Source organism: Vibrio barjaei, assembly GCF_001639065.2.
Classification (GTDB): domain Bacteria; phylum Pseudomonadota; class Gammaproteobacteria; order Enterobacterales; family Vibrionaceae; genus Vibrio; species Vibrio barjaei.
The window spans coordinates 189594-214399 of record NZ_LQXO02000033.1 but is presented as its reverse complement, the minus strand read 5'-3'; the positions used below and the strand labels follow the sequence as shown (position 1 = coordinate 214399).

Below are 24806 nucleotides of genomic sequence, written 5' to 3'. Positions count from 1 at the left end.
TCTCCTATAAATAGCCTCTTCTACTATTAACTTGTTGATTAGTTAATCACCCGACCTACCCCTTTAGAGTAGTTTAAAAGTGTAATTGATTTACATCATGTTTTAATTTTCTTTCACATTTAACAATGCGCGAAGATTCGAAGAACTAACACTTAGGTATTAATATGAGCAAGATGAAGCTTGTCGTGATAGGAAACGGCATGGTTGGTCATCGTTATCTCGAGGACTTAGTCGAGAAAACTGATATGGCCAACTATGAAGTCACCGTTTTCTGCGAAGAACCACGTGTCGCGTATGACCGTGTCCACCTCTCCTCTTACTTTTCACACCACACTGCAGACGAACTTTCCCTAGTTAAAGAAGGTTTCTATGAGAAGCACGGCATCAATGTTCTTATTGGTGAGCGCGCAATCAACGTTAACCGCGAAAACAAAATCGTTTATTCAAGTACTGGTCGTGAAATTAAGTACGACAAGCTTATTCTCGCAACAGGTTCCTACCCATTTGTACCACCTATTAAAGGTAACGAGAGCAAAGACTGTTTTGTTTATCGTACTATCGAAGACCTTAAAGCTATTGAAGCAACGGCGAAAAAGAGTAAACGAGGCGTTGTTGTTGGTGGCGGTCTACTAGGTTTAGAAGCAGCCGGGGCACTTAAAGCACTGGGCGTCGAAACACACGTTGTGGAATTCGCTCCAGTATTAATGGCGGAACAGTTAGACCTTCAAGGCGGTTTGCAACTTCGCAACAAGATTGAGCGCATGGGCGTTCAAGTTCATACAAGTAAAAATACGCTTGAAATCAAAGCTGAGGGTAATGAAGCGCGCAACACTATGGTGTTTGCTGACGGCACTGACCTTGAAGTGGATTTCATCGTATTCTCTGCTGGTATCCGTCCACAAGACAAGCTTGCTCGTCAGATGGGCTTGGGTGTTGCACCTCGTGGCGGTATCGAAATTAACAACTTCGCTCAAACTACTGACCAAGATATCTATGCTATTGGTGAGTGCGCTTCATGGAACCGTACTTTCTATGGTCTAGTTGCTCCTGGTTATAAAATGGCGACGGTTGCGGTTGACCACCTAGTAGGTAACGACAGCCAGTTTGAAGGCGCAGACATGAGCGCTAAGTTAAAACTACTTGGCGTGAAAGTGGGCTCTATTGGCGATGCAAACGGCCGTACCCCTGGTTGTAAGAGCTTCGTATACCAAAACGAAGAACAAGAAGTTTACAAGCGTCTGATTGTTTCTGAAGACGGCAAGAAGTTACTTGGCGCAGTAATGGTTGGCGATACGTCTGATTACGGCGATCTACTTCAACTTAAGCTCAATGACATCGAACTTCCAGAGCACCCTGATACTTTGATTCTGCCCGCGCATGCCGGAGCTGAAAAGCCGACACTCGGTGCAGATTCTCTACCTGAGTCAGCGGTTATCTGTTCTTGTTTCGATGTTACTAAGGGCAAGATCGCACAAGCCGTTGCTGACGGTCACCACACGATTGGCGATATTAAAGCAGTGACTGGTGCAGGTACTGGCTGTGGCGGTTGTATCCCTCTTGTTACCTCTGTCCTAAACGCTGAACTAGCAAAATCAGGCATCGAAGTTAAAAACGACGTATGTGAACACTTTGCTTACTCTCGCCAAGAATTGTTCCACTTAATTCGTATCGAAGAGATCAAGACGTTCGAAGAACTGCTTGAGAAACATGGTAAAGGTTACGGCTGTGAAGTGTGTAAACCACTTGCAGGCTCTATTTTAGCGTCTTGCTGGGGCGAGCATATTCTTAAGCCTGAGCTTGTGAAACTGCACGATACCAACGACAACTTCCTCGGTAATATTCAAAAAGACGGTACTTACTCTGTCATTCCTCGTATGGCGGGTGGTGAAGTTACTCCTGAAGCACTAAAAGTGCTTGCTGAAGTAGCAGCAGAGTACAACCTATACACCAAAGTCACTGGCGCCCAGCGCATCGGTCTGTTTGGTGCGCAAAAAGACGATCTTCCTGCTATCTGGAAAAAACTGATTGAGGCTGGCTACGAGACTGGTCAAGCGTATGCAAAAGCACTTCGCATGGCGAAGACCTGCGTGGGTTCAACATGGTGTCGTTATGGTGTTCAGGATTCTGTTGGTCTGGGGTCACGCATCGAGAACCGTTACAAAGGTATTCGTACTCCGCATAAGATGAAGTTTGGCGTTTCAGGCTGCACTCGTGAGTGTGCTGAAGCTCAAGGTAAAGACTTAGGAATTATCGCGACAGATGCTGGCTGGAACATGTATGTATGTGGTAACGGTGGTATGAAACCACGTCACGCAGACCTACTTGCTTCTGACCTAGACGAGGCAACGCTAATTCAATACATCGACCGTTTCATGATGTTCTATATCCGTACTGCAGCGCCGCTACAACGTACCTCAGTTTGGATGGAAAACATGGAAGGTGGCGTCGACTATCTACGTGAAGTGATCGTTGATAACAAACTTGGAATCAACGAACAGCTAGAAGCCGATGTGCAACGTCTAGTGGGTGATTACAGCTGCGAATGGAAGAACACGATTGAAGATGAGTCTCAGCTTAAACGCTTCTCTCACTTCATCAACAGCGATCTTCGCGATGACAATGTGGTTTTCGTTCAAGAGCGTGAGCAACACCGTCCAGCGACATTTACAGAGAAGCACCCTGAAGCTAAGGGTGACATCCTACACGTTGAGTTGGAGAAGTAATCATGGCATTTCAAAAAGTATGTGATATCCAAGACATCATCCCTGGCACTGGCGTATGTGCTTTGGTGGATGGCCAACAGGTTGCTATTTTCCGCCCAACGGCTGCTGAAGAAGTGATGGCGATCAGCAACATGGACCCATTCTACCAATCTAACGTGCTATCACGTGGATTAATTGTTGAGCACCAAGGTGAGCTTTGGGTAGCAAGCCCTCTGAAGAAACAACGCTTCAACCTAGCAACAGGTATTTGTATGGAAGATGAGCGCTTTACCGTGAAAGCATACAAAACTCGTATTGCCAAAGGTGCAGTAGAAGTTTCGGCGTAAGCCAAGAGACTGAATAGCCTATAGGGGTTAGAAGCCCTAGCCCCTATCACTATTCAATCTTTACTTTTTAACTTTAACTTTTAATAGGTACAATTCTATGTCTGCTGATTTTAAACCTGCGCAATTTGTGCAAACCATGATCGACGTTGGCGAAGCGAAAACAAAAACAAGCACTCGCGACCTCCTCCTTCGTGGCACAATGGCTGGTATCATCCTGTCTTTGGCGGTAGTTGTTGCAATCACAACCATCGTTCAAACGGGCATCGGTATCGTGGGTGCGCTCGTCTTCCCCGTTGGTTTCGTTATTCTAAGTGTGATGGGCTATGACCTTGTAACGGGTGTATTCGGTCTTGCACCATTGGCTAAATTTGCTAACCGTCCTGGTATTACTTGGAACCGTATTTTCCGTTGTTGGGGACTTGTAGGTTTGGGCAACCTAATTGGTTCTCTTATCGTTGCTTACCTTGTAGCAGTCTCGCTAACTGGTAACTTCTCTCTTGAACTTAATGCGGTTGCTAAGAAGTTTGTAGCGGTATCGACAGCTCGTAGCCTTGGTTTTGAAAACATGGGTATGGACGGATGGATCACCTGTTTCGTACGCGGTATCTTTTGTAACCTGATGGTATGCCTTGGCGTTATCGGCAACATGACAGCACGTTCTGTATCGGGTCGTGTAGCGATGATGTGGTTCCCTATCTTCATCTTCTTCGCACTAGTCTTTGAGCATACTGTAGTAAACATGTTCCTATTCCCACTAGGTATGATTCTTGGTGCTGATTTTGGTATCGCAACTTGGTTGAACTTCAACCTAATCCCAACCATTCTTGGTAACATCGTTGGCGGTCTTATCATGACTTGTCTCCCGCTTTACCTAACTCACGCTAAAACTGCACCATCTCTAGATGCACAAGCAGACGCAGAAGTGTCAGTGAACGCTGAACCAGCACTGAGCAAATAAGCTTATTGGGCCTCGTACTATGTGCGAGGCCTTGTTGATAGCTTCTTTGGCTATAAACAGTATTAACTTTGCCATTATCTGAGTTTTACTTTTTATATCCAAAATTTGAAATTGATAGGCATAACTATGACCACTCATCAAACATCTTTAAACACTGGCTTCGTTTCTCTAGTCGGTGCAGGGCCGGGAGACCCTGATTTGTTGACAGTGAAAGGATATCGCGTAATTCAATCGGCTGATGTTGTCGTTTTTGACCGTTTAGTCTCTAAAGAAATTCTTGCACTTGCCAAACCAGATGCTGAGATGATTTATGTGGGCAAAAAGCTCGATTACCACTGTGTGCCTCAAGATCAAATTAACCAGATCTTAGTTGAACAAGCACAGTTAGGACTCAAAGTGGTGCGCCTCAAAGGCGGCGACTCCTTCATCTTTGGTCGTGGCGGCGAGGAGCTGGAAACACTGGCAGAAAATGGTATTAGTTTTGAAGTGGTTCCAGGCATTACCGCAGCGGCTGGTGCCACAGCCTATGCTGGCATCCCCCTCACCCACCGCGACCACGCTCAAAGCGTACAGTTTATTACCGGACATGTTCAAAAGGACGGCCGAGAAATTGAGTGGAGTTCACTGGCTCAATCAAACAATACACTTGTGTTCTACATGGGTCTGAAGCAAAGCGGCCGTATCACTGATAAACTAATTACCCATGGTCTTGACGAAAATACGCCGTGCGCAGTGATTGAAAACGGTACACGCAAAGAACAGCGCGTTTTCCAAGGGCCACTTAACACGCTGCCTACAATGGCAAGTGAGGCTGAAAGTCCTGCATTGATCGTGGTTGGAAATGTTACTCAACTACACGATAAACTAAAATGGTTCTAATCAAACGTTCTTGAACCTTTCAGGCCAGCTCAGAGTAGCTGGCCTTTTTATGCGTCCATACTAATAAGCTCCGCTATCTCTTGTGGTAAGCTGTCTCATTTCTGCTATCAATTGACATTATCCTTTCTCACCATCGACTAGCTCTGACATATCTTTACTAAACTTAACTAACCTATACACGACATTCATGTCCCTAACTGCAACAGGTTGGTTCATTATGAATAAGACTTCTGTTTTTTTACTTGTGAGTTGTTTAATCCCTTTCTCATCTGCTTATGCCGACTTGACGATTAAAAGCGATCGAATGGAGATCAGCGAAGACTGTCGTCAAATTGAGGGAGACGTTGTTACCTTGCGCTCTGAGGACTGTGGAGATAACAAAGGGGGAAAAGACAAAGGCGATAAGGAAAATCGCAGTATTCATGGTGATGATAATCCAGGTAAGGGACACGATAAGAACAAAAAAGGGAAAGATAAAGATGATGACTAAGTCATCTGTCCTTTCATCGCAGTGAATATAGGATTTAAGTTATGAAACATGCTGGACTTACAGTATTAGCGAGCTTTATCTCGCTTACTCTTGTTGGTTGTGGAGGTGATTCGGGGTCTTCATCGTCCACTACTCCAATAACGTTAAGCGTCACAGATGCGCCAGTTGATGATGCAAAAGAAGTCGTTGTAACCTTCGGAAAGGTTGCACTACTACCGCAAGGCAGTGGCTCACCACTTGAATATGATGTATATCTAACCGATGAGAATGGTAATCCCATCGATGAAAATGGCAACCTCATACCAGATGGAGAAGAGCGAGTTCCTCTGAGTGTAAACTTACTTGATTACCAAGGTAGCGCATCACTGCCACTAATAAAAAATGAAGTTGTTCCTGTCGGTAGCTACAAACTGTGCGTGTTTGCCAACGATGGTGATCACCCAGAGTACCCGTCATACGTGGTAGAAAATGAAGCCGACCTTGTCCACCCTGAATTAACTGTAAAAGGTGAAGGTTCTTGCCCGCAAGGCGTTGGAAAAATAGATAATGCAGGCGTGCTTTACTTCAATAATGCCTTTACTGTGAACGCAGATAATAACGACTTTGCTTTGGAGTTTGATTTAAGACGAGGTTTACGTGAAGACCCTCAGTCTGCAGGAGACTATGTTATTCAAAGAACTTCCGTCAGCCTGATCAATACGGTAACAACCGGTAATATTGAAGGCACGGTGTCTTTGGATACCTTCACGAACTGTAACTCACCTACCGTAGATCCAGCTGTTCAAGCCGTGTATCTATATGATGGAAGTGTTACTCAAGACAATATGGCACCAATATACGGCACCGATGAGACTAAACCATTATCCTCAGCCGCAGTTACTTTAAGCGACGATCAAAGTATCTATCAATTTTCATTTGGTTTTTTAGAGTCCGGCACATACAACTTAGGTTATACATGTACCGCTCAGCATGATGATGACGTTGACAACGCTGATCCAGTTGCTGCCGGTTTCAGCATTTATCAAGTAGAGGCGGCTAGTGTCGCAGTGGGTTCTGATAGCAACGTGACATTCGCCGTACCCTAGTTGCTCCGGTCTTTGTTTAAGAGGGCTTTATGTCCTCTTTTTTATGCACTTCATCCTGATATGACCTAAGATCTTATAAATCCATACTACTTGGTGTTCTCAAGGCTTGTGTTCAAAGGTTATATAAAAACAAACAACCAATACGACTTGGCATTTTTGCTATTGCTTGCCACCCTGATCGGCCTCTTTTGGGTCTTTCAATATCCGGCTATTGTCGATGGCCCGCAGCACGCCTCACAATTAAAAATATTAGATCGGCTGTTGCAAAATCAATCGTTTTACCAAGATCGATTTTGGATAAACTGGTTCACGCCTTATGTGCTACCTAACCTTTTAATGCTTCCAATTGCACACTTATTTGGTCCTATTATCGCTATAAAAGTCGCGATAACGGTATACCTTCTGGTGTTTGCCTTTGTAGGACGAGCACTTGTGTTACATTTTAAAAGACCACGACAAGTTCAGTTGCTCAGCTTATGTTTTCTATACTCACCAGCGCTCTACTGGGGATTTATCCCATTTTTACTCACTCTATCTATTGGAACAATCTGGTTATATTTCGTCATTATCCGAAGAATAAAGATACAATCCATGGCAAGTCTCATTTTTTCGTTCTCTCTTATTTTTGGCCATGCCATTGCCTGGGCTCTCATCGTTTTCAATATCATGGTCTTACATTTTACTCGTAATCACTTTTCCTCCAAAACGGTGCTTCAGGTTATTCCAATTATTAGCCCGATATTCCTAGTGTTACTTTGGACCATTTTCTCAGTTAGTACTGAGTCATCCTCAAATGAGATTTCGGAATTAATCTTTGGTACGCCAATAGATAAATTAGGTACAATGACACTCGTTGTTCTTGGCGACAACACAAAATATCTATCAATCGTAAAGGTTTTATTATTGGTGTTTATTTTTACTCGATTTGTTTTTGTGGACAAGAATAACAAGGTGCTTAATGCACTAATTGCAGCCAATATTTTACTATTCTTTATTTCACCATATATTGCCTTCTCAACCGCTTATATTGCTGATCGACTGTTACAAGTGAGCATACTTTTCATACCTCTCTTCATTTCTAATATAAAATCGACTCGAGCCTTTAACTTAAGTATCCTGATCATGGTTATGTTTTCAATTATGGCCGTGTTTACTAATCAGCTTGCAGTTAACCGAGAAAACAAGGATTATCACAAAATAATCCGTACCATTCGCAACACATCGGACATATTCTATATATCTAAGTTTGATGATCTAGGCTACTTTAATATCACTTCTCGTCCATTACCATTGTTCCTTCACACTCCACACTGGCTTTCCAATACCCTTGATATAAATATTGACTACAGTTTCGCTTATGTACATAACATTATGATCAGAACAAAACATGGGGATTACCCCTGGACAGGACAAGTGAGTTACAACTATGACAATTTAGATTGGGAGAAGGTGCAAGCACTCAATTACGATTATATTATCATCCGCAACTGCACATTAACGGAAGAGGAAATTCTCACCATCCAAGATCAAAGTCAATACGGTTTGCGAGTATCAGCGAAGTGTTGGCATTTGTTAGAAGCCCCCAACAGGAAATAGTGGCAAAAAAAAGCGGCCAAGCATCCATACTCGAACCGCTTTGAAATGTCGCGAGTAAGACTAATTACTTGTGACAATTACCTCTTTCGCCCTAACCTCAGCTAAGGCTCTATCCAAATTATCATTCGCCAATTTATAGTATGAGGGTTTCGAATCTATGGCTTGTTGGAAATAAGGAATGGCTTTCTCTGGCCTCCCTTTTAACATTAGAAAATAACCTACGTTATTTAGCGCCTCGAAGCGTTCCATATGACGAGAGAACATATTTAAGGCTTGATTTTCTTGTCCTTGTGCCAGATAAATCAAAGCCATGTTATTCTGCGCCTTTTCATTCGAAGGTTCACGTTTCAGCGCATTTTGTGTATATCGAGCTGCCTTGGTATAGTCACCTGACATGTAATACGAGTAACCTTGATTTATAAGAACTTTTGTCATTTGAGGCGCTGCAATGGATGCCTTATCATATAATACTCTTGCAATATCATACTTATTTTCCACGTCAGCAATAATGCCTAGCCCCATATAAGATACAGCGGGAGATTGTGAATCAACAACAAGCGCCTCAACACTTTGTTTATTCAAACTGTTGTAATCGATCATCGCTTTTGAACCTAGGCGTATTTGATCTGCATTTACCGAGCGTAAAAAGTAACTCTCTCCTTCTTCTACTCTCCCAAGTTGGGTATACAGATTCCCGAGCTGTTGCAGCGCCATAACATTATTTGGGTTTTCCTTAACTGACATCAAGAATGCTTTTTCAGCAAGTTCATTATTGCCTCGTGACAGGTGAATTTGCCCAATGGTATATAGCGTTTTGTCTTTGTAGTCTAGAGGAGAAAACGACATTGAACGGATATACTCATAGAGCGCTAAGTCGATATTGCCCGCATTGAGTGCGGCATCACCGCGTTGAATGGCTTCAACTTCAGAGACGGGAGGAGGCCCTTGGGTTAACGTCTCTATAGGTCGCCCTTGATATAACGATGTGTCATAATTTGGTTTGTTACTGCTTGATGAGCATGCTTGCAATAGCAGCAAGGTTATCATCAGCAAAGCCCATTTGATTCCCTTCATGTTGCGCTCCTTACTCGAAATTTTTGAGTATGATAAGTATAGACGGCCCTATTGCCACAATGAAAAAGCATGGCCAGATAAACAGGAACATCGGAAACATCATTTTAGTTGGGATTTTAGCAGCAATCTCTTCTGCAGCTTGGTTTCTCTTATCTCGATAATCTTCCGTATACTCTCTTAAGGTATCCGAAATTGATCCACCTATTCTTGATGCATGTGACAGCATACTCACCAAGCCTGCAAGTTCCGTTAGACCCGTACGAGTTATCATCTCTTCAAATGCAGTGGGAATTTCAACACCAGTTTTAACCTTTACACAAATAGTTTCCAGCTCATCGCCCAGTTCTGGATGAGAGATATAGATCTCGTCGGCAACTCGTCGCAATGCCGCCAAGAAACCCAAGCCAGACTCAGTACAAACGACCAAGAGGTCAAGCGCATCCGGAATACCGCGTCGAATCTTATTCTGTCTAGCTTTACCTTTTTTTCTAAGAATAATGTTAGGCAAAAATAACCCAGCGAACACAACACAGGCTAGGTAGAAGTTGAGCATGGATGAATCGTTTAACGTGAGATACAAAACACCAGCAACAACGAGTGACACGACAAATGACAGTAATTTCAATGCATAAAAGTTAGCAATTGCGCTTTTTTGATGGAGTCCCGCGTGCATCAATTGATGTCTTATATTCTCGCGCTCTTTGCCACTTTTCGGCATATACAACGGTGATATCGATTCCAACGTATCTTTTACTTTACTGCCTTGTCTCTTAACCTCTGGGTCCGATAAATCATCCACTCTTCGATTGATATTGGATCGTACTCCACTCAAAACGAATCCCAAGGAGAAAACGGATAATGTTACGGCAATTAGTATGCCGACGAGCATTAGTTGACCTCTGGTAATGCTAATTCCGGTAAGGTTCGAAAGTAGCTCTTCCATGACTACACCTCCACATTAACCACTTTGCGTATCCAAAAAGCACCGATAACGAGGCTAACCATACCAAAACCGATGATCTTTAATCCTCTTGGATCCGTGTATAAGGGCTCTACGTATTCTGGATTTACAAAAGATAACCCACCAAATAAGACAAAAGGAGCGAGAACCAGAATCCACGCAGACAGTCGACTCTCTGCAGATAGTGTTTTGATTTTTCTTGCTAGTTTGAATCTCGCCCTTAGCACTTCTGATACTTTATGTAGATTCTCAGATAAGTTGCCCCCTGTGTCTTTCTGTAATAGTACAGCAGAGGAAAATGCCAACATAGATACGGTAGGAACTCGATCCGCCATATTCAAAATGGCGACTTTGGTGTCATAACCAAAGTTAAGCAAGTTAAAAGTATTGGTAAACTCTTCACCTGCTGGTGCGGGCAATTCTTCCCCAACCTCTCTAAACGCCTGAGTAAGCGGTTGCCCTGCTTGCAACATGCGTCGAATAATATCAAGCGCTTCCGGCAATTGTTCTTCGAACTTGGTTAATCGCCTAGTTATTTTCCAGTTAACAAAAAACACAACTGACATTACGATGAGTACAAACCCAATCACTAAGAAGTACCAAAGTACGGAAAAATACAGTCCAATAACGGCTAGAAAAAGACAGGCTAACGATGTTCTTGCAGCGATATCACTTAACGCAATAGAGATCCCTGCAAGTTCTAACATTTTTTTCAAATTAGCAAAGTAAGGAATAGCAACAAGTCTCCGATCTAATGGAGAAAGCGACTTGTTGTAATGCTCTTTTAGTAAGTTAATACTTTCCGTGTCTATATTTGACTTAGTCTTGTTTAGTCGTTTTGCAAGCTCCTGGTGCTTTGCTCTTTGACCCGCAGCGGGCAAAATTAACGCCTGGGAAATTAGGAAAATGGAAACAAACAGCAAGATGAAGAACAACGTTATATCAACAGTCATACGTCCTCCTAACCTTGGTTATTTTTTAATTCATTAAACAATTCAAATGGTAAATCAATACCTCGCTTCACTAAGCCTGAGTGACACTCAGGAACTACGCCAGTAGCTTTATATTCGCCGATGACGTTACCTTGTTTATCTACCCCTTGACGTTCAAACCTAAAAATCTCAGACATGGTGATGACCTCACCTTCCATACCATTGATTTCCTGAATACTGACCATACGACGTTTACCATCTTCTTGACGCTCCATCTGAACAACAAGATGAATAGCAGAAGCTATTTGCGACCGTAAGTTCTTGGTTGAAATATTCCATCCAGCCATTGAGAACATATTCTCGACCCGACTCAAGGCATCCCTCGGTGTATTGGCGTGAATAGTCGCGAGAGAACCATCGTGACCTGTATTCATAGCAGATAACATATCAACCGCTTCGCTCCCCCGCACCTCACCGACAACTATACGGTCGGGGCGCATACGCAAGGAGTTTTTAACTAATTCTCGTTGAGTAATTTCCCCTTTCCCCTCTAAGTTTGATGGGCGAGTCTCTAGACGGATAACATGAGGTTGTTGAAGTTGCAGCTCCGCAGAGTCTTCTATCGTAATGATCCGTTGGTCTTCAGGAATAAATCCGGAGAAAATATTTAGAGTGGTCGTTTTACCCGAACCAGTTCCTCCCGATATAAGAATGTTCATCTCTCCTTTTACCGCTCCCTTAATAAACTGAGACATCTGCGGCGAAAGAGAATTTAATTCCAGCAAATTATCCATTGTTAGACGATCGACGGCAAAACGACGAATGGAGACAGAAGGGCCATCGATAGCAAGAGGAGGAATAATGGCATTGACGCGCGAACCGTCCTGTAAACGAGCATCAACCATAGGGGAGGCCTCGTCGATTCTGCGTCCTACCAAACTAACAATTCGATCAATGATGTTTCTAAGGTGTCTATCATCTAAAAACGTATAGGGCGTGCGCTCCAGTTTACCTCGACGCTCAACGTAGACATTTTTGCTACCATTAACCAATATATCTGAGACCGAGCTGTCTTTAAGCAATGGTTCTAATGGTCCTAAGCCAAACACCTCGTCCTCAATTTGCCCCAATACACGTTTACGCCCTTCATGACTGAGTGGATGATGATTGTCATCGTTCATTAGAGTTTGTACAGCGAGATGAAGTTCCTTCTTTGCCGTCTCTTCATCCAAACTCGACAGCAGCCCCAAATCGAGAGTTTCTAGAAGCTTCTTGTGGAAATAGTGCTTAATCTCTAAATCCTGCTCTAGTTGCTTTCGAGTTTCATCAACAGCTCGCTGTTTAACCGCCTTTTCCTCAGACTCGGCATTAGTGTTAGTCTCGCTGCTTAACGTTACGACACTCTCATCGGAAGCAAATTGCGGTTCCTCATCCAGCGCGTTAGCTCTTTTTTCGAAATCTGGATTGATGTTTTTTCTACGAAATAACATGGTATACCCTTTCCTTAGGTTTCCTATTTAAACAACTTGGACAACCACCCCTTATTTGTGGATTCTTCGGGTTGAAGCGAACCACTGAATTTTTGCAGCGCTTTGCTTATCGCACTGCGTTTCTTGAAATTCATAACTGGCTTACCCAAATTGGCACTTTCATTAGCAACCTTAAAATCATTGGGAATAAGTTGGATATCTAGCTTCGGTATTGTGTTTTCGATGTCTTTGATGGTAATAGACTGTCCCTTTTCATAGCGATTAACGATGAGTTCAATTGATTTTTCATCATGACCAAAATCGAACTTTAACGAACGCACTAGTTGATTGGCGTTTTTAAGGGACATATAGTTTTGTTGTATCACTAAGAAAACACGTGTGGCTGGCGTCACTAAGTTCGCAAACGCGGGCTCTATCCCACGCGAATAGTCAATAACGATATATTTGTAAAATTGCCTAAATAAAGGCACGATTTTCTGAATTTCTTCCATATGGTCAATCGCGGCACTGCCTTGTCCGGTAGCAAAGCCTATTGTGTGCAATTTGTTGTCATACTCAGTGACAAAGCCACTTAGAGATGCTTCATCTAATTCCGATAAGCTATCTATCGCATCTAACATGCCATATTTAGGTGACAGATCTAGATATTCAGCTAGCAGTCCAAACTGCGTATCTATATCGATAAGTAGAACTTCACCAGGATGGTTATCAGCCAACTCGATCGCGACATTCATCGCAATCGTAGATGCACCATTACCGCCCTTAGTATTAACAAATAAGAAGAGCTCCCCCATCTTACGACGTACGATCTTTTGCTCGGCAATTTGTCTCAAAAGAGGTAGTAAATCAGCCATGGAGCAGTTGTCACTCAAATAATCTGAAGCCCCTACTCGCAATGCGATTCGAAGCGCCGAACTGTCTGTTTCATCTCCAAAAACAATGAGTGACGTGTCCATATCACCAAATGGTAGAGTATAATTTTGCATCTCTGCTACCTTCGACGACCATCCTTGTTTAGCTTCCACAAATATAGCATCGGGCGCATGCAGTAATGACAGTGATTCTTGGCTCACCAAACTAAGGCTTAAAGTCTCAACAACGGTATTAATGCTCTTCGATAACTCTCCCACAATATGCTGTTTAAACTCGTCCGTGACATTAAATACCCATACTGTTAGATTCGTTCTCAAAGAAAACTGAATACTTTCCGCACTCATTCTATTGATTGGTACTGGTTCACCCATTTCGCTCTCCTAGCAATCTTCAACGACACCTGCCGTTTCGCCTGTATTCGGTCGCACAATCCCTAAGCTTTCAACTGGCAATATTGTGGGAAAGCTTGGTGTGCTTATCGCTCCCGCTGTGCCGATGAATGACAACAAAGGGAAGAATTGGAATTGATACCCCGTAATTTCAGCCCTGACAAACCTAACTTGTGACATGACAAAATTCTGGTCGTCTTCAGACAGGGTCGAGAAATTGTCTACATTGACCGCTGCACCAGTGCTATCAACATAATCAATAGATAGATTTGTCGCCACGAAACCTACAGGCCTATTTTCGGATACCTCTGGAAGATCTGCGATATCATCGCGGTCAGAAATAGAGCAGACCACAGCTAAACGTGCAGCTTTTCTCGACATTTCATTTAGCATCTGCATCGAAAATACGTAACGGCCAAACTCAAATGCTGCAAACATCAGGATTAAAGCCCCTAGTAACACGAGGCTGAATTCGATAATTGTTATCCCTGATTGAGATTTTTTATCATTACTCATAATCCAGTCTCCATTACTGCTGAAGCTGAAAAATCTACTGACATATCAACACCTAAAAACGGTATCGTTGCAAAGTAAGGGACGTAGCTATAATCAGCAGTTACCGTGACTACGTCACTAACATGGGTGACGGAGACGCCATCAACAACAAGCCCCGGCAACAGAGCATCGCCAACCGCTGGATTGCGACCATAAACGACCATGTTTTTTATTTCGTCGACAGGCGCAATTTGTTGTGTGGTTGCCGTTCCGTAAATACTGGTTACCGCAAAACGTGCCCCGTTCCTAACCGCTTTATTGAGCGTTTGGTAGTCCACAAACATGCTGCCGATCTCGATGTACAAAGCCATAAATACAATGATTAATGGAGTAATCAGAGCAAACTCTACCGCAGCAAGGCCATTTTGTTTCTTGAGTCCTTTCATATCATGACTCTCCACTCAATGGGTCACGGTACAACTGTATCTTGAATATGCCCTCGCTACTTGGTGTTACACCGGTCGTACCATTTGTGATGGTGCAATCTTCAATAAACTCGCCATAAACGCCATCTTTAGCACCGTTATTATTTGGCGCTTTCTGCAAGAGGAAAAAGCACCCAACAGCAAGCAATGGTAATTCAGTGGTACCTCCACTCGCGCCATCGCAATCTACCATCGGAACTGGCAAAATACGTCGTCCGTTTTCACCACTTGTGCAACTGCCACTGGCACTTCCACTACATGACGCCGATTCGGTTTCATAGTCGGCGTGCATCCACGAGTTGTCATAAACCACATCACCATTAGCGTCTGTTTCCGCGAGCGTAGTTGGCTCTTTAACATAAATATCTGGTGGATATGCTGAAGAGTTCATTCCGCCGCCCGAGTAGTCACCAAACCTTGTGTTTAACCCTTGGCCTACCGGACCAATACTTGCCCCCGGTTTCGTCGTAACAGTGCTAGTAATATCTACGCAACCAACAAATCCACCCGCTAAATATTCGCGTACCGAAGAGCCACCACTACCGAAATCAAGTAGCTGAAAGTTACCAGGCCCCATATCTGTTGAATTCTTGTCGGCGACTTTCAATTCATATACCGTTTGAAATGTATAACCCAGAAAGTCATTGGCTCCACTTACAGGAGCAGCGCACACGGCCATTGGGACAACATTACAAGCGTAGATAATTGTTGAACTAGGTCCTGCGACAGCGCTCGCAGCACCCGCTTTGTCAAAACCAAAATAACCAAGAAAATAGGAATTAAGAGGAACGTCAGCTACCGAAACCCTTATATAAGTATCTAAGCTATCATCGTAAGTACTTCCAAAATCCTGTGGGTCATTGGAAAATTGAACACTGATCGATTCGGCTGGTATGTCTATTTCTGTGTTCCCGCTTGCGGCGTACATAGTTGTTAGAGTTTGTATCGCTATAGATTGAGCGACAGCGTCGGTTTCACCGGCACTCACCTTAACGGCACTCGCTAACGCAGCTGCATCAACTCCATTTTGTAATCTTGTCTTGCTGAGCAGAGCATGGTTTACATCCACCGCAAAAGCGGCGAAGACTAGAAAGACGACTAAAACCATAGTGATCAACACCAAAGTTAGTCCTTTTTGATTTCGTCTAGAACGATATCGAATTCTATGTTTAAACATGCTGAACCTCCTCATCTCGCAAGATTAGTCAGCAGTAGTTCGTTCCTTTACGAGGTCTTTCCCGAGTACTTTCTCAGCTTCACCATCGTAAGCGGATTGATCGACATATGCATCGTAAGCAACTTGCATACGAGCCCCTGTTCCTGTTGGGATAACATCTTTGTTACGCGCCGTTGCGCCATGGTCGTAAGTTTGGGCATGACGTACCTTCGCGACGGAATGCCCTAGAGGTGCGTCATTTGCACATCCAACAATGACCAAACAACAAATTGTTAAAAATGCAGTTTTCATAGTGGTTATCCTTATCCCTAGAGGTCATGACCAAAAGAACCTTCAGACCCGCCTTGGGTAGAGGGAATCTCTTGTTGATTAGCAGGTTCATAAGCCGTAGTCGCTTCGTCCATATCAGCGATATAAGAGCCTTTACCAAGTAGATAGAACTCCCAATCATTAGGTTTAACGAAAGCATCTGTCGGCAAGACAACCTTGCTTCTATCGATTGGCCTTGCCAATCTTGGTGTAACCAATATGACGAGTTCCGTTTCGCCCGAAATAAACTCTTGGCTGTTGAATAATTGTCCCAATACAGGTATCTCACCTACTCCAGGCATTTTGGATGAAACATCTCGTACGTTTTCACTCAAAAGCCCAGCTATCCCAATGGTTTGTCCATCTGCCAACTCTAAGGTTGATGCCGCTGTTCGTTTGGTAATGGGTGGAATCACGTAAGTGGCATTTGTCTCGATCGGGTCTAGTGTCAAAGATCCTGAGTTGGCGATTTCACTCACATCTACAGATAACACTAAGTTGATTTTCTGATCGGTAAGAATGGTCGGCACAAACTTCAGCCCTACACCATATTCTTTATATTCAACAGTGATACCGTCTCGATTAGGAACTGGAATAGGAAATTCCCCGCCCGCTAAAAACTCCGCTTTTGAACCACTAAGAGCGGTTAGATTTGGCTCAGCGAGCACCTTCGCCACACCATTTTCTTTCGCTATATCAAGAGCAAGTGTGAAGAGCGTATTTCCATCCAAAAATGTGGCAAGTAATCCCGTTTCATCGATTGATGGCGAACCGAAAATTGGGCCAATTCCGCCACCAACATCATCGATAATTGCACCGCCGCTAGTTGCACCCCAACCAAAATTCCCGTTCTGATTAAAGAAATGGAAGTCTGAATCAAACCGGCGAACCAAGCTGCGCTGAACTTCAGCAACAGTCACTTCTAGCATTACCTGCTGGGCACCGCCAATTGACATAAGGTTGATTACTTTAGTTTCATCAACCACCGCATCAGATGAACTAGTCCCAGCATCAGCAGCCTCACCAGCTGTAAAGGTTTCAGCCACTTTTACTGCACGATTCATTACCTCTTGGCTACTGACTTGACCACTCAAAATGAGTTTTTCTTGTGAACTGTGTACTTCAATGGTTTCATTGGGCAAAAACTCATAGAGCTTTGATTTAACGCCATTTAAATCGTGTGTTACTTCAACATCAATGGACTCAATTAGACGTCCTCTACTGTCCCACGCCATCAGGTTGGTGGATCCCAGTTTTTTACCAATCAGAAATACCTCGTTGGAGCGCAACATCACAATGTCTAAGACTTCAGGGTCGCCAAGAGATACCCTTTTTGCTTTACCTGCCAAAATCACGTTTTTTGACTTATGGTGAGGTACTTTGACATATTTGCCACTTTGCGTTGCAGCGCTTAAATTTAGCGTGAATACTATCGCCGCTATTAGGAGCAAAATCCGTTTCATAATTTCTCCTTAGTCTCTAACTCTAATATTGGAAGACTGCGTCCCTTTAATAATGGTGACACTAGGAGGGGCGACATAACGCGTCTTGGCAATGGGTTTGTCTTGCTGTTGGGGGTTTCTCAAGGCCAGCTGTATCTCACCGCTACTTTTCGCAGTCAGTAATTTCTCAGCTTCCTTAGGGGTGACTTCCAACGTCACCGCTCTTACGATTACGGGCTTGTTATCTTTTGTACGAGCGGTTTGGTCGACAGCTAACACCTTGATATTTTTGAGTACCGTCGAGGTTCTAGCTCTTGTTTTACCTTGTTTTACGGTGTTCATTACATCCACTTTATTGCCTGGTAATAGGAAGCCCGCAACACCGATTACATCATTAACACGAATGGTAATTGCGCGTTTGTCCTCTGCAATAACGGAAGCTAATGTGGAACCTTCTCCGGGCAAAGCGATACGATAATTATGAAGAATTTCGCCTTGATACAACGGCGAGTTAGCTATCTTGCCAATGACTTCTTCAAGGGTTACAAAATGATGCTCATCACTCTTCCAATCTTTTTCAAGCAACTTGATAGACAAATGCTTTGCTTCAATTACCGTACCTGCTGGAATATCTTGTTCAACAAACACAACAGGCTCACGTTCAACAACTTCAGTGACGACCTCCGGTTTAATCTGATCATCCATCCATTGTTTAGCAAAGAAGACGGCGGCTAAGCCCAGCGCTAGGGAAAACATCATTAACAAAAATACTTGACTACGACTCATCTAAATTCCCTCCAATCCATCGGAAGTAAAGTAGAGTCTCCAAGACGCCTCTAACACATTGGGCGTTATCTCAGGCTCTCTCTCTTCAAACTTAATAATGTCCCGACATATACCAATAATGTCCTTAGGTATGCAGGGATAAAATGGCACCCGAAACTGGCGATGCAGTAGTAACAAGTGCTCAATAGTTAACGTACTAACTGAATAGTCATCCCTCTCAATAATCGAGTGAAACAATTCTAAATAGGTTTCTTCAGTAAGCGGTCGGAATTCAATTTTGTAGCCTAATCTACGTAAGAAGGCTGGATCGGCAATTTCCAACGGACTTAGATTAGTCGAAAAGGCCAATGTCAGAACAAAAGGAATAGAGAACTGTTGGCCATTAGGAAGAACTAAATAATCCACACTGTACTCCATTGGAACTATCCAACGATTGAGTAGTGTATCGACAGGAACGGTTTGTCGACCTAAATCATCAATAATTAGCAGCCCATTATTCGCTAACATTTGGAGGGGAGCCATCCACACTCTATTACTCTCAGAGTGGTTAATCTCCAGCATATCCATTGTAAGTTCTCCACCAACCTGGATATTTGGTCTCTCACATAGCGCCCAACGTCTGTCGTATTGCTTACTAAAACTAATTGTTTGTGCCGTTGAGTTGTTGTCTAGACGCGTATGATGTAATTCCGAAAATACTTTTATGACACTACCAGATGCGTACACTGAGTAAGGAATATATACTGACGTATCGAATGCATTCAGTAGTTGAGCCGCAACGTAGCTCTTACCGGTGCCCGAATTACCATACAACAACAGTGCCCTACCCGAATTAAGAGCAGGCCCTAGTACATGCACCATGTACTCAGCACCATGAACACCTGTTAAAGCATGTATCACATTATTATATGAAATATTATTTTTTCTAATATCTTGCATCGAGACAATATGGTAGTAATCCCCTAAAGATACAGGTGCTGGGCCAATATAAGCATCTTTTAAGAACGCTAATTCCGCTTCCTGCAAACCTTGTCCAGAAAGACCATACAAAATACGACTGGTGGAAACGACTTCGCCTTGGTTCAATGACCCATCAGAACCCGGTTGATAGACTTCGATTAGAGAACGCTTTCTTAAAACATCAAGCAACTCTTGTACTAAGTGAGTACTCAAACCGATTAATCCCGATAAGCCTAATAAGTCAATTTTGGTTTCATGCGATAAATGCTTTATTAATAAATTTTCTAAAACGACTTGCGGAATACCCAGTTCTTCAATTGACACAGGTACTGTTGGAGGCTCTATTTGTGGTGATAGCTGTGGTTTATTTTCAACGGATGTTATTGCGTTCATTCGTTATTCCTCTAGCCAATAATTGGGTACACAGCGAGTGCGACTACAATTGCCGGAGCAAAGGGAATTCTCATTTCGATAGCATCAATTGGTGCACGAGTTAAGCGCCCATAAATGTTGTGTGCTAGATATTGATTAACGTGTTGTTTTATATCTAGTTGAGAAATAGCCAGTTTCTGTGCCAAATAGAATATACTTTGAACTGCACCCATTAGGATTATCGCACTAGCAAACGGAAGCAGGCTTTCAAGCCCTACCCAAAAACCAAGTGCACCAATTAACTTGACATCACCAGCTCCCATTAACCTACCAAGATATAGTGCAAAGCATACTAAAAATGCGACTACGCCGCCTAACCAATACTGCGAAGGAATATTAAGCAACCCATCATGGATAATATAGAGGTCGCCGAAAACAACAGCGAGTAGCAAAACCACTAACTTATTTGGGATTCGACACTCCTTTGCATCAAAGACAACAATAGCAAACAGAACACTCCATATTCCGATGTACATAATTAACTTCCTAGAATAGTGCAGGTGATACAAGAACCACCTGCGTTATAATGATTTTAATATGAACTTTACTGTTTAAGCTTCTTAACCACCTGACTCAGCATCAGAGATAACATTATCAAGCGCTGTTTTTAGAGCATTCCAAGGTGATGCAGCGGCGAACGCTAAAATAATCAGAGCTGCCCCTAGTAAATATTCAATTAAAGTAAGACCCTCTTCGTCGCTCAGAAAGTCCTTAACAAGCGTTTTTATAGATGACATGGTGTTCTCCTTCATAATGTCTCGCTTTAAGCCCTTTGAAGTTAGTTAACTGTCATTTAAATAGTTAGGATAATTATGATTAAAAGTAGGATTTTTATGAGACCTTTGAAAAACCAAATAAATACAAAATCGATATTTAAGTTTATACGGACCTAAACTTTCGTATTAATTATTAATATCACCAATCTAGATATGAATTAGTTTTTACATAAGATATTGAAACAATCGTTGATAATATTTTGCCATACCAAAGTAAAGGTAGTGCATTCCTAATTTGAGTTTCAGATTGCAAAATAATAGAAAAACAACAAGTTAACGAACATAAGTGTTTCATTAATGAGAAAGGAAATATGATTAAGTGGTATTTTTATGCTCTAAACTGGATTTTTTTGCGGTTGCTAATAGACTAAACGTATAGTTTACCGACATTGTCGCAAATATGAGAGTGGAATATGACCTATTGGATTGGAAAATCAACCTTGTTTCTACCAAAAGTCATACGTACGTTTCTCGCAGAGAGATTAAATTTAGTTGACGTGGAGGTAGATATTTCTGTGCTTACCGAGCCTAGAGAAATCGTTTTTTTCTTTTATTGCGACTCAGAGATGGATGAATCAACACTATTGATGTCTCTAAAAATATGTAGAAACCTTTCGAAATCTCTAGTCCTTTTCCATGATGGAAATTTGCCTGACGCCTATTTGGAGAGTGATTTAGTATATGCACATATAGACTTAGGGTCGGAGCATGCCCTAAAAAAGACATCAATTGTTATTCAAAACTTAGAGAAAGAGACTGGCATAAGTTTGGTCAACAGTAGTACCAATACTTCCCCTCAAAATACGTCTAACAACGTTGGAGACCGCGTTAGCAAAGAGTCCAACGCGATTCATAATGCTATCGATTTTATTGAAGCAAATTTCACCGATAACCTAAAAGAGGTCGATGTAGCTGAGCACTGCCACCTTTCAACACAACATTTTTCTCGTACTTTTCATAAAGTAGTTGGCAGTAGTTTCCGTGACTATCTTGCCGAGAAACGCCTAGTTCACGCAAAAAGCCTGCTTTTGGAGAGCCCACAAGTTCAGATTTCCGCTATTGCTTACCAATGCGGATACAAAGACGTATCCTATTTTTCTCGTGTGTTTAAGAAAAAGACTGGGATGAGTCCAGGCACCTTTAGGAATTTCCGTGGCGAACTGAAAATCAATTAGTGTGAACCCGTTCTATCTGCCTTCCTCCCCTACTTCGCTACCAACGGCTTTCTAACTTTTAAGACTCTTTGATAGTTTCCTTTTCTGGTTTTTGCGTGCCTGTGAGTCGCTTCCTAAACTTGAATAACAACACGAAGCCAGTGCTTACTTGTTTATTATTAAGGGATTAAAAATGACAAGCCAACACGTTGCAGTACTAATACCATGTTTCAATGAACAAGGAGCTATTGGTCAAACGATTGATGAGTTTCGAATAGCGCTGCCTGATGCGCAAATCATCGTGTACGATAATAACTCTAATGACGAAACCGTCACAGAAGCCAAACAACACGGCGCTTTAGTCTTCCACGAGCCTCGTCAAGGTAAGGGAGAAGTCGTTAGACGAATGCTAGCTGACATCGAAGCTGATATTTACATCATGATTGACGGCGACAACACCTACGATGCAACCATTGCACCCACTCTAGTCAATACTCTCGTTACTGAAAAGTTGGATATGGTCATAGGAACTCGAAGTTATGTCGAATCTTCTTTCCCACAAGGACATATACTCGGCAATAGAGTCTTTTCGTCACTCATTAATACTTTTTTCAACGCTGAGTTAACGGATGTTTTTACTGGTTATCGTGTGATGAGCCGACGGTTTGTAAAATCAATGCCTCTTGTAAGTCTAGGCTTTGAGATCGAGACGGAGATTACTGTACATGCACTGCAAACGCGCGTTGCATTAAAAGAAATTCCTACCGAGTACCGTGCCAGACCTGAAGGGACCACCAGCAAACTGCGAACATTTAGTGACGGTTTCAAAATCTTAGGCTTTATCTTTTTTCTTCTGCGCGATGTTAAGCCGCTACTGTTTTTTAGTCTCTTATCCTTTGTCTCAGTCGTCATAAGTTTATCTTTAGGCATACCCGTGATTTTAGAGTTTCTGGAGATTGGATTGGTACCTAGGTTTCCTACAGCTATCCTAGCCAGTGCATTTGCCTTGATTGCCGTAATTTGTTTGGTGGTAGGAATCGTACTAGATAACGTTAGTAGAGGTCGACTAGAAGCTAAGCAACTTCGATATTTGAATGTATCTAAACCTTCTTGAACGAACCATAAACAGAGCCCGCCGTTAATCTCTTCTAATTTGGCTCTTTTATTTAACCTCATATAAGAACAAGTTGGCGCCATCACTAGACACCAACCTCAGCCAATCTGGGGGATGCCTGGAAAGAAGACGCATGACAAGACTGCCTGTCAAAGCATCGCGCTTTAAGTAAGGGATTTGACGATCTGACGCATCAAATAAGACATAGTCAATCTGTTCACCGCTTAAGATTTGATGGCTTCCCTTCATATCATCTGAAAGTAACACATTTAAGTACAGCACATTTCCTCTAGTGTTCCTATGGTACGGGCCAGCAATCACCGAATGGTCCGTCAAGCTCAATATCTGTGCCCCTTGTTCCATCGGAGCAAACACTTTACTCGACGGTAATTCTTGTTGTTGAATAAAAGGAACAACTTGCATTCTTTCTAGATCACTGACTTTCTTCTCATCTAATTGCTGCTGATTAATAAACATTTGAGCAGTCAACGCAGCTACCATCGGAGAGATCATCAGTACCAATACTAGCCTCAACACTGGGACGTTGATTCTAGACAATAGCCAATAACCTAATGCTGCCTGTAGTGGAATCGCCACCAACGAGCTAAACGCCAAAGTCCTTACTTGCCAAAACAAAGCGGGTAGCAAAGTCGCAATAAATACCCCCCACAGCAGCCTTTGGGTTGTTGATTTGAGACAAAAGAAGCTCAGTAGTACCGGTAAGATGCTGACCGCATAGACGACATTTTGCTGAGTAAATTTCTGCGCGAGCGTCGTATCTCGCCAGCGCAACGGATCGATTAGCGGTTCCGCTTCAATGACATGATTAAGCCAATAGACCTTCAAAATCTCCGGATAGTTCGCATAAGGGGAACGTAGTGGTTCTGAGTTCCAGATAAGCATCAGACCAAATACCGCGAATGCAGCAGCAAACAATGTAATGACTGTCGCCCTGCGACTTACAACGCTCAGAACGACACTGGCAGCGAGAAAGTAACTTAGCAATCCTATGGACACAACATCATATTTGGGTTGGGAAAATTGAGAACTACCGTAAAAGACGCCCACACCTATACAACCTAAGACGAAGATAGCGAATGAGGAGTCACGTAACCAAGTCAGCCTCTCTGGCTGTTTATTAATATTTACCAGACAAAAGACACCTAATAACAAAACGAAAAAAGGCAGTACTTCCAACCCAATTGCTAGAGACAATGAAACACTAACACTTGTTAAAAAGATAAATGCCCTTCGTCCTATAACAGGGGAAGCAAATGCGTACATAAACAACGAGAACATGACAAGTTGGATATTGTGGTGATCAATTTGTCCCGGAAAGCATTTGGCAGCGGCCAATGAAGTGGATGAGAATACCAAAGACAGAAACGCTTGCGGTTTTCCAAACAACTCAAATGTCAATTTCCCCCAAACAATCATAATGACCAGTAGATAACCTAGAGGAACGAAAGTGATGGCAAGATGCATCGCTGCCGTATCGCCAAACACAATAACAGTCAGATAATAAACCAACAGAAGAGGGATATCTGGCAATCTAGACCAGTGGATAATGATGCCATCTTGAGGGTTAAAGTCTTGAAGTGGTCTTATGTACCATGACGGAGACGCAATAAAGGTTTGAAGTTGATGTAGCCGTAGAAAGTTATCGTTATCACCCAAGTTCCATTGAGTAACCTCGGGCCAGAATTTGATGCTTAATGCGATGACCACAAGCACGCATAAAAGAGTGAATAGGTTAGAGTCACTGATTGTTTTTTGAGTTGAACTCTCATCTAACACGGGCATCTACCTAAGCATCTGATAGTTATAGTAAGCTTAGTAGAAGAAAAAAGGCACGCAAGCGCGCACCTCAGTAGATCACGAAATCAATAATCGTTGTGTT

General features: G+C 42.7%; 24 protein-coding genes. 9 read left to right on the top strand and 15 right to left on the bottom strand.

Annotation, left to right across the window (positions count from 1 at the left end):
* Positions 1-164: 164 nt before the first annotated feature.
* From nirB to AWH66_RS15940, 7 genes are all read left to right on the top strand, one after another.
* Positions 165-2723: a nitrite reductase large subunit NirB gene (nirB, locus tag AWH66_RS15970; protein WP_063606303.1), complete on the top strand. Its 2559-nt coding sequence runs from the start codon at positions 165-167 to the stop codon at positions 2721-2723.
* A 2-nt stretch (positions 2724-2725) separates the two neighbouring features.
* Positions 2726-3049, top strand: coding sequence for a nitrite reductase small subunit NirD (nirD, locus tag AWH66_RS15965; protein ID WP_063606302.1), 324 nt, complete (start codon positions 2726-2728; stop codon positions 3047-3049).
* Positions 3050-3146: 97 nt separating this feature from the next.
* Positions 3147-4007 carry a formate/nitrite transporter family protein gene (locus tag AWH66_RS15960; RefSeq protein ID WP_006070704.1) on the top strand — a complete coding sequence of 287 codons (861 nt, stop codon included), beginning with the start codon at positions 3147-3149 and terminating at the stop codon, positions 4005-4007.
* A 126-nt stretch (positions 4008-4133) separates the two neighbouring features.
* Positions 4134-4886 carry a uroporphyrinogen-III C-methyltransferase gene (gene cobA, locus AWH66_RS15955; protein WP_063606301.1) on the top strand — a complete coding sequence of 251 codons (753 nt, stop codon included), beginning with the start codon at positions 4134-4136 and terminating at the stop codon, positions 4884-4886.
* Between the two features lie 217 nt (positions 4887-5103).
* A complete protein-coding gene (locus tag AWH66_RS15950) occupies positions 5104-5376 on the top strand; it encodes a hypothetical protein (RefSeq protein ID WP_063606300.1) in 273 nt (90 codons plus the stop codon).
* A gap of 41 nt (positions 5377-5417) precedes the next feature.
* Positions 5418-6461, top strand: a complete 1044-nt coding sequence (locus tag AWH66_RS15945; protein ID WP_063606299.1) for a DUF4382 domain-containing protein — start codon at positions 5418-5420, stop codon at positions 6459-6461.
* A gap of 108 nt (positions 6462-6569) precedes the next feature.
* Positions 6570-8057, top strand: coding sequence for a hypothetical protein (locus AWH66_RS15940; protein ID WP_063606298.1), 1488 nt, complete (start codon positions 6570-6572; stop codon positions 8055-8057).
* 60 nt (positions 8058-8117) lie between these two features.
* On the opposite strand, the gene AWH66_RS15935 is transcribed toward AWH66_RS15940, so the two are convergent.
* The 14 genes from AWH66_RS15935 to AWH66_RS25955 form a co-directional block, all read right to left on the bottom strand.
* The gene (locus tag AWH66_RS15935; protein WP_063606297.1) at positions 8118-9131 is read right to left on the bottom strand and encodes a tetratricopeptide repeat protein; all 1014 of its coding nucleotides are present in this window, start codon (positions 9129-9131) and stop codon (positions 8118-8120) included.
* A 10-nt stretch (positions 9132-9141) separates the two neighbouring features.
* Positions 9142-10074: a type II secretion system F family protein gene (locus AWH66_RS15930; protein WP_063606296.1), complete on the bottom strand. Its 933-nt coding sequence runs from the start codon at positions 10072-10074 to the stop codon at positions 9142-9144.
* A gap of 2 nt (positions 10075-10076) precedes the next feature.
* Complete coding sequence (locus AWH66_RS15925; RefSeq protein WP_063606295.1) at positions 10077-11045, bottom strand: type II secretion system F family protein; 969 nt, start codon at positions 11043-11045, stop codon at positions 10077-10079.
* Positions 11046-11053: 8 nt separating this feature from the next.
* The gene (locus tag AWH66_RS15920; protein ID WP_063606294.1) at positions 11054-12514 is read right to left on the bottom strand and encodes a TadA family conjugal transfer-associated ATPase; all 1461 of its coding nucleotides are present in this window, start codon (positions 12512-12514) and stop codon (positions 11054-11056) included.
* 23 nt (positions 12515-12537) lie between these two features.
* Positions 12538-13758, bottom strand: a complete 1221-nt coding sequence (locus AWH66_RS15915; RefSeq protein WP_063606293.1) for a CpaE/TadZ family protein — start codon at positions 13756-13758, stop codon at positions 12538-12540.
* A 9-nt stretch (positions 13759-13767) separates the two neighbouring features.
* Positions 13768-14292, bottom strand: coding sequence for a TadE/TadG family type IV pilus assembly protein (locus tag AWH66_RS15910; RefSeq protein ID WP_063606292.1), 525 nt, complete (start codon positions 14290-14292; stop codon positions 13768-13770).
* On the bottom strand, positions 14289-14717 hold the full coding sequence (locus AWH66_RS15905) for a TadE/TadG family type IV pilus assembly protein (RefSeq protein WP_063606291.1): 429 nt from the start codon (positions 14715-14717) through the stop codon (positions 14289-14291). The genes AWH66_RS15910 and AWH66_RS15905 overlap by 4 nt, the downstream gene beginning before the upstream one ends.
* 1 nt (position 14718) lies before the next feature.
* Positions 14719-15933, bottom strand: a complete 1215-nt coding sequence (locus AWH66_RS15900; RefSeq protein WP_063606290.1) for a TadE/TadG family type IV pilus assembly protein — start codon at positions 15931-15933, stop codon at positions 14719-14721.
* A gap of 24 nt (positions 15934-15957) precedes the next feature.
* Positions 15958-16224, bottom strand: coding sequence for a hypothetical protein (locus tag AWH66_RS15895; RefSeq protein WP_063606289.1), 267 nt, complete (start codon positions 16222-16224; stop codon positions 15958-15960).
* A gap of 17 nt (positions 16225-16241) precedes the next feature.
* Positions 16242-17705, bottom strand: a complete 1464-nt coding sequence (locus tag AWH66_RS15890; protein WP_063606288.1) for a type II and III secretion system protein family protein — start codon at positions 17703-17705, stop codon at positions 16242-16244.
* 9 nt (positions 17706-17714) lie between these two features.
* A complete protein-coding gene (gene cpaB / locus AWH66_RS15885; protein WP_063606287.1) occupies positions 17715-18470 on the bottom strand; it encodes a Flp pilus assembly protein CpaB in 756 nt (251 codons plus the stop codon).
* Positions 18471-19823 (bottom strand): ATP-binding protein, encoded by a 1353-nt coding sequence (locus tag AWH66_RS15880; protein ID WP_063606286.1) that lies wholly within the window; start codon positions 19821-19823, stop codon positions 18471-18473. It lies immediately after the preceding gene.
* 11 nt (positions 19824-19834) lie between these two features.
* Complete coding sequence (locus AWH66_RS15875) at positions 19835-20338, bottom strand: A24 family peptidase (protein WP_063606285.1); 504 nt, start codon at positions 20336-20338, stop codon at positions 19835-19837.
* An 84-nt stretch (positions 20339-20422) separates the two neighbouring features.
* Positions 20423-20599 (bottom strand): Flp family type IVb pilin, encoded by a 177-nt coding sequence (locus AWH66_RS25955; protein ID WP_167360963.1) that lies wholly within the window; start codon positions 20597-20599, stop codon positions 20423-20425.
* Between the two features lie 452 nt (positions 20600-21051).
* Between AWH66_RS25955 and AWH66_RS15870 the strand changes: the two genes are divergently transcribed.
* Together AWH66_RS15870 and AWH66_RS15865 are read left to right on the top strand one after the other, a co-directional pair.
* On the top strand, positions 21052-21813 hold the full coding sequence (locus tag AWH66_RS15870; RefSeq protein WP_063606284.1) for a helix-turn-helix domain-containing protein: 762 nt from the start codon (positions 21052-21054) through the stop codon (positions 21811-21813).
* 172 nt (positions 21814-21985) lie between these two features.
* Positions 21986-22906 (top strand): glycosyltransferase family 2 protein, encoded by a 921-nt coding sequence (locus AWH66_RS15865; RefSeq protein ID WP_071487859.1) that lies wholly within the window; start codon positions 21986-21988, stop codon positions 22904-22906.
* Positions 22907-22954: 48 nt separating this feature from the next.
* On the opposite strand, the gene AWH66_RS15860 is transcribed toward AWH66_RS15865, so the two are convergent.
* The gene (locus tag AWH66_RS15860) at positions 22955-24703 is read right to left on the bottom strand and encodes a hypothetical protein (RefSeq protein WP_063606282.1); all 1749 of its coding nucleotides are present in this window, start codon (positions 24701-24703) and stop codon (positions 22955-22957) included.
* Between the last annotated feature and the right edge of the window lie 103 nt (positions 24704-24806).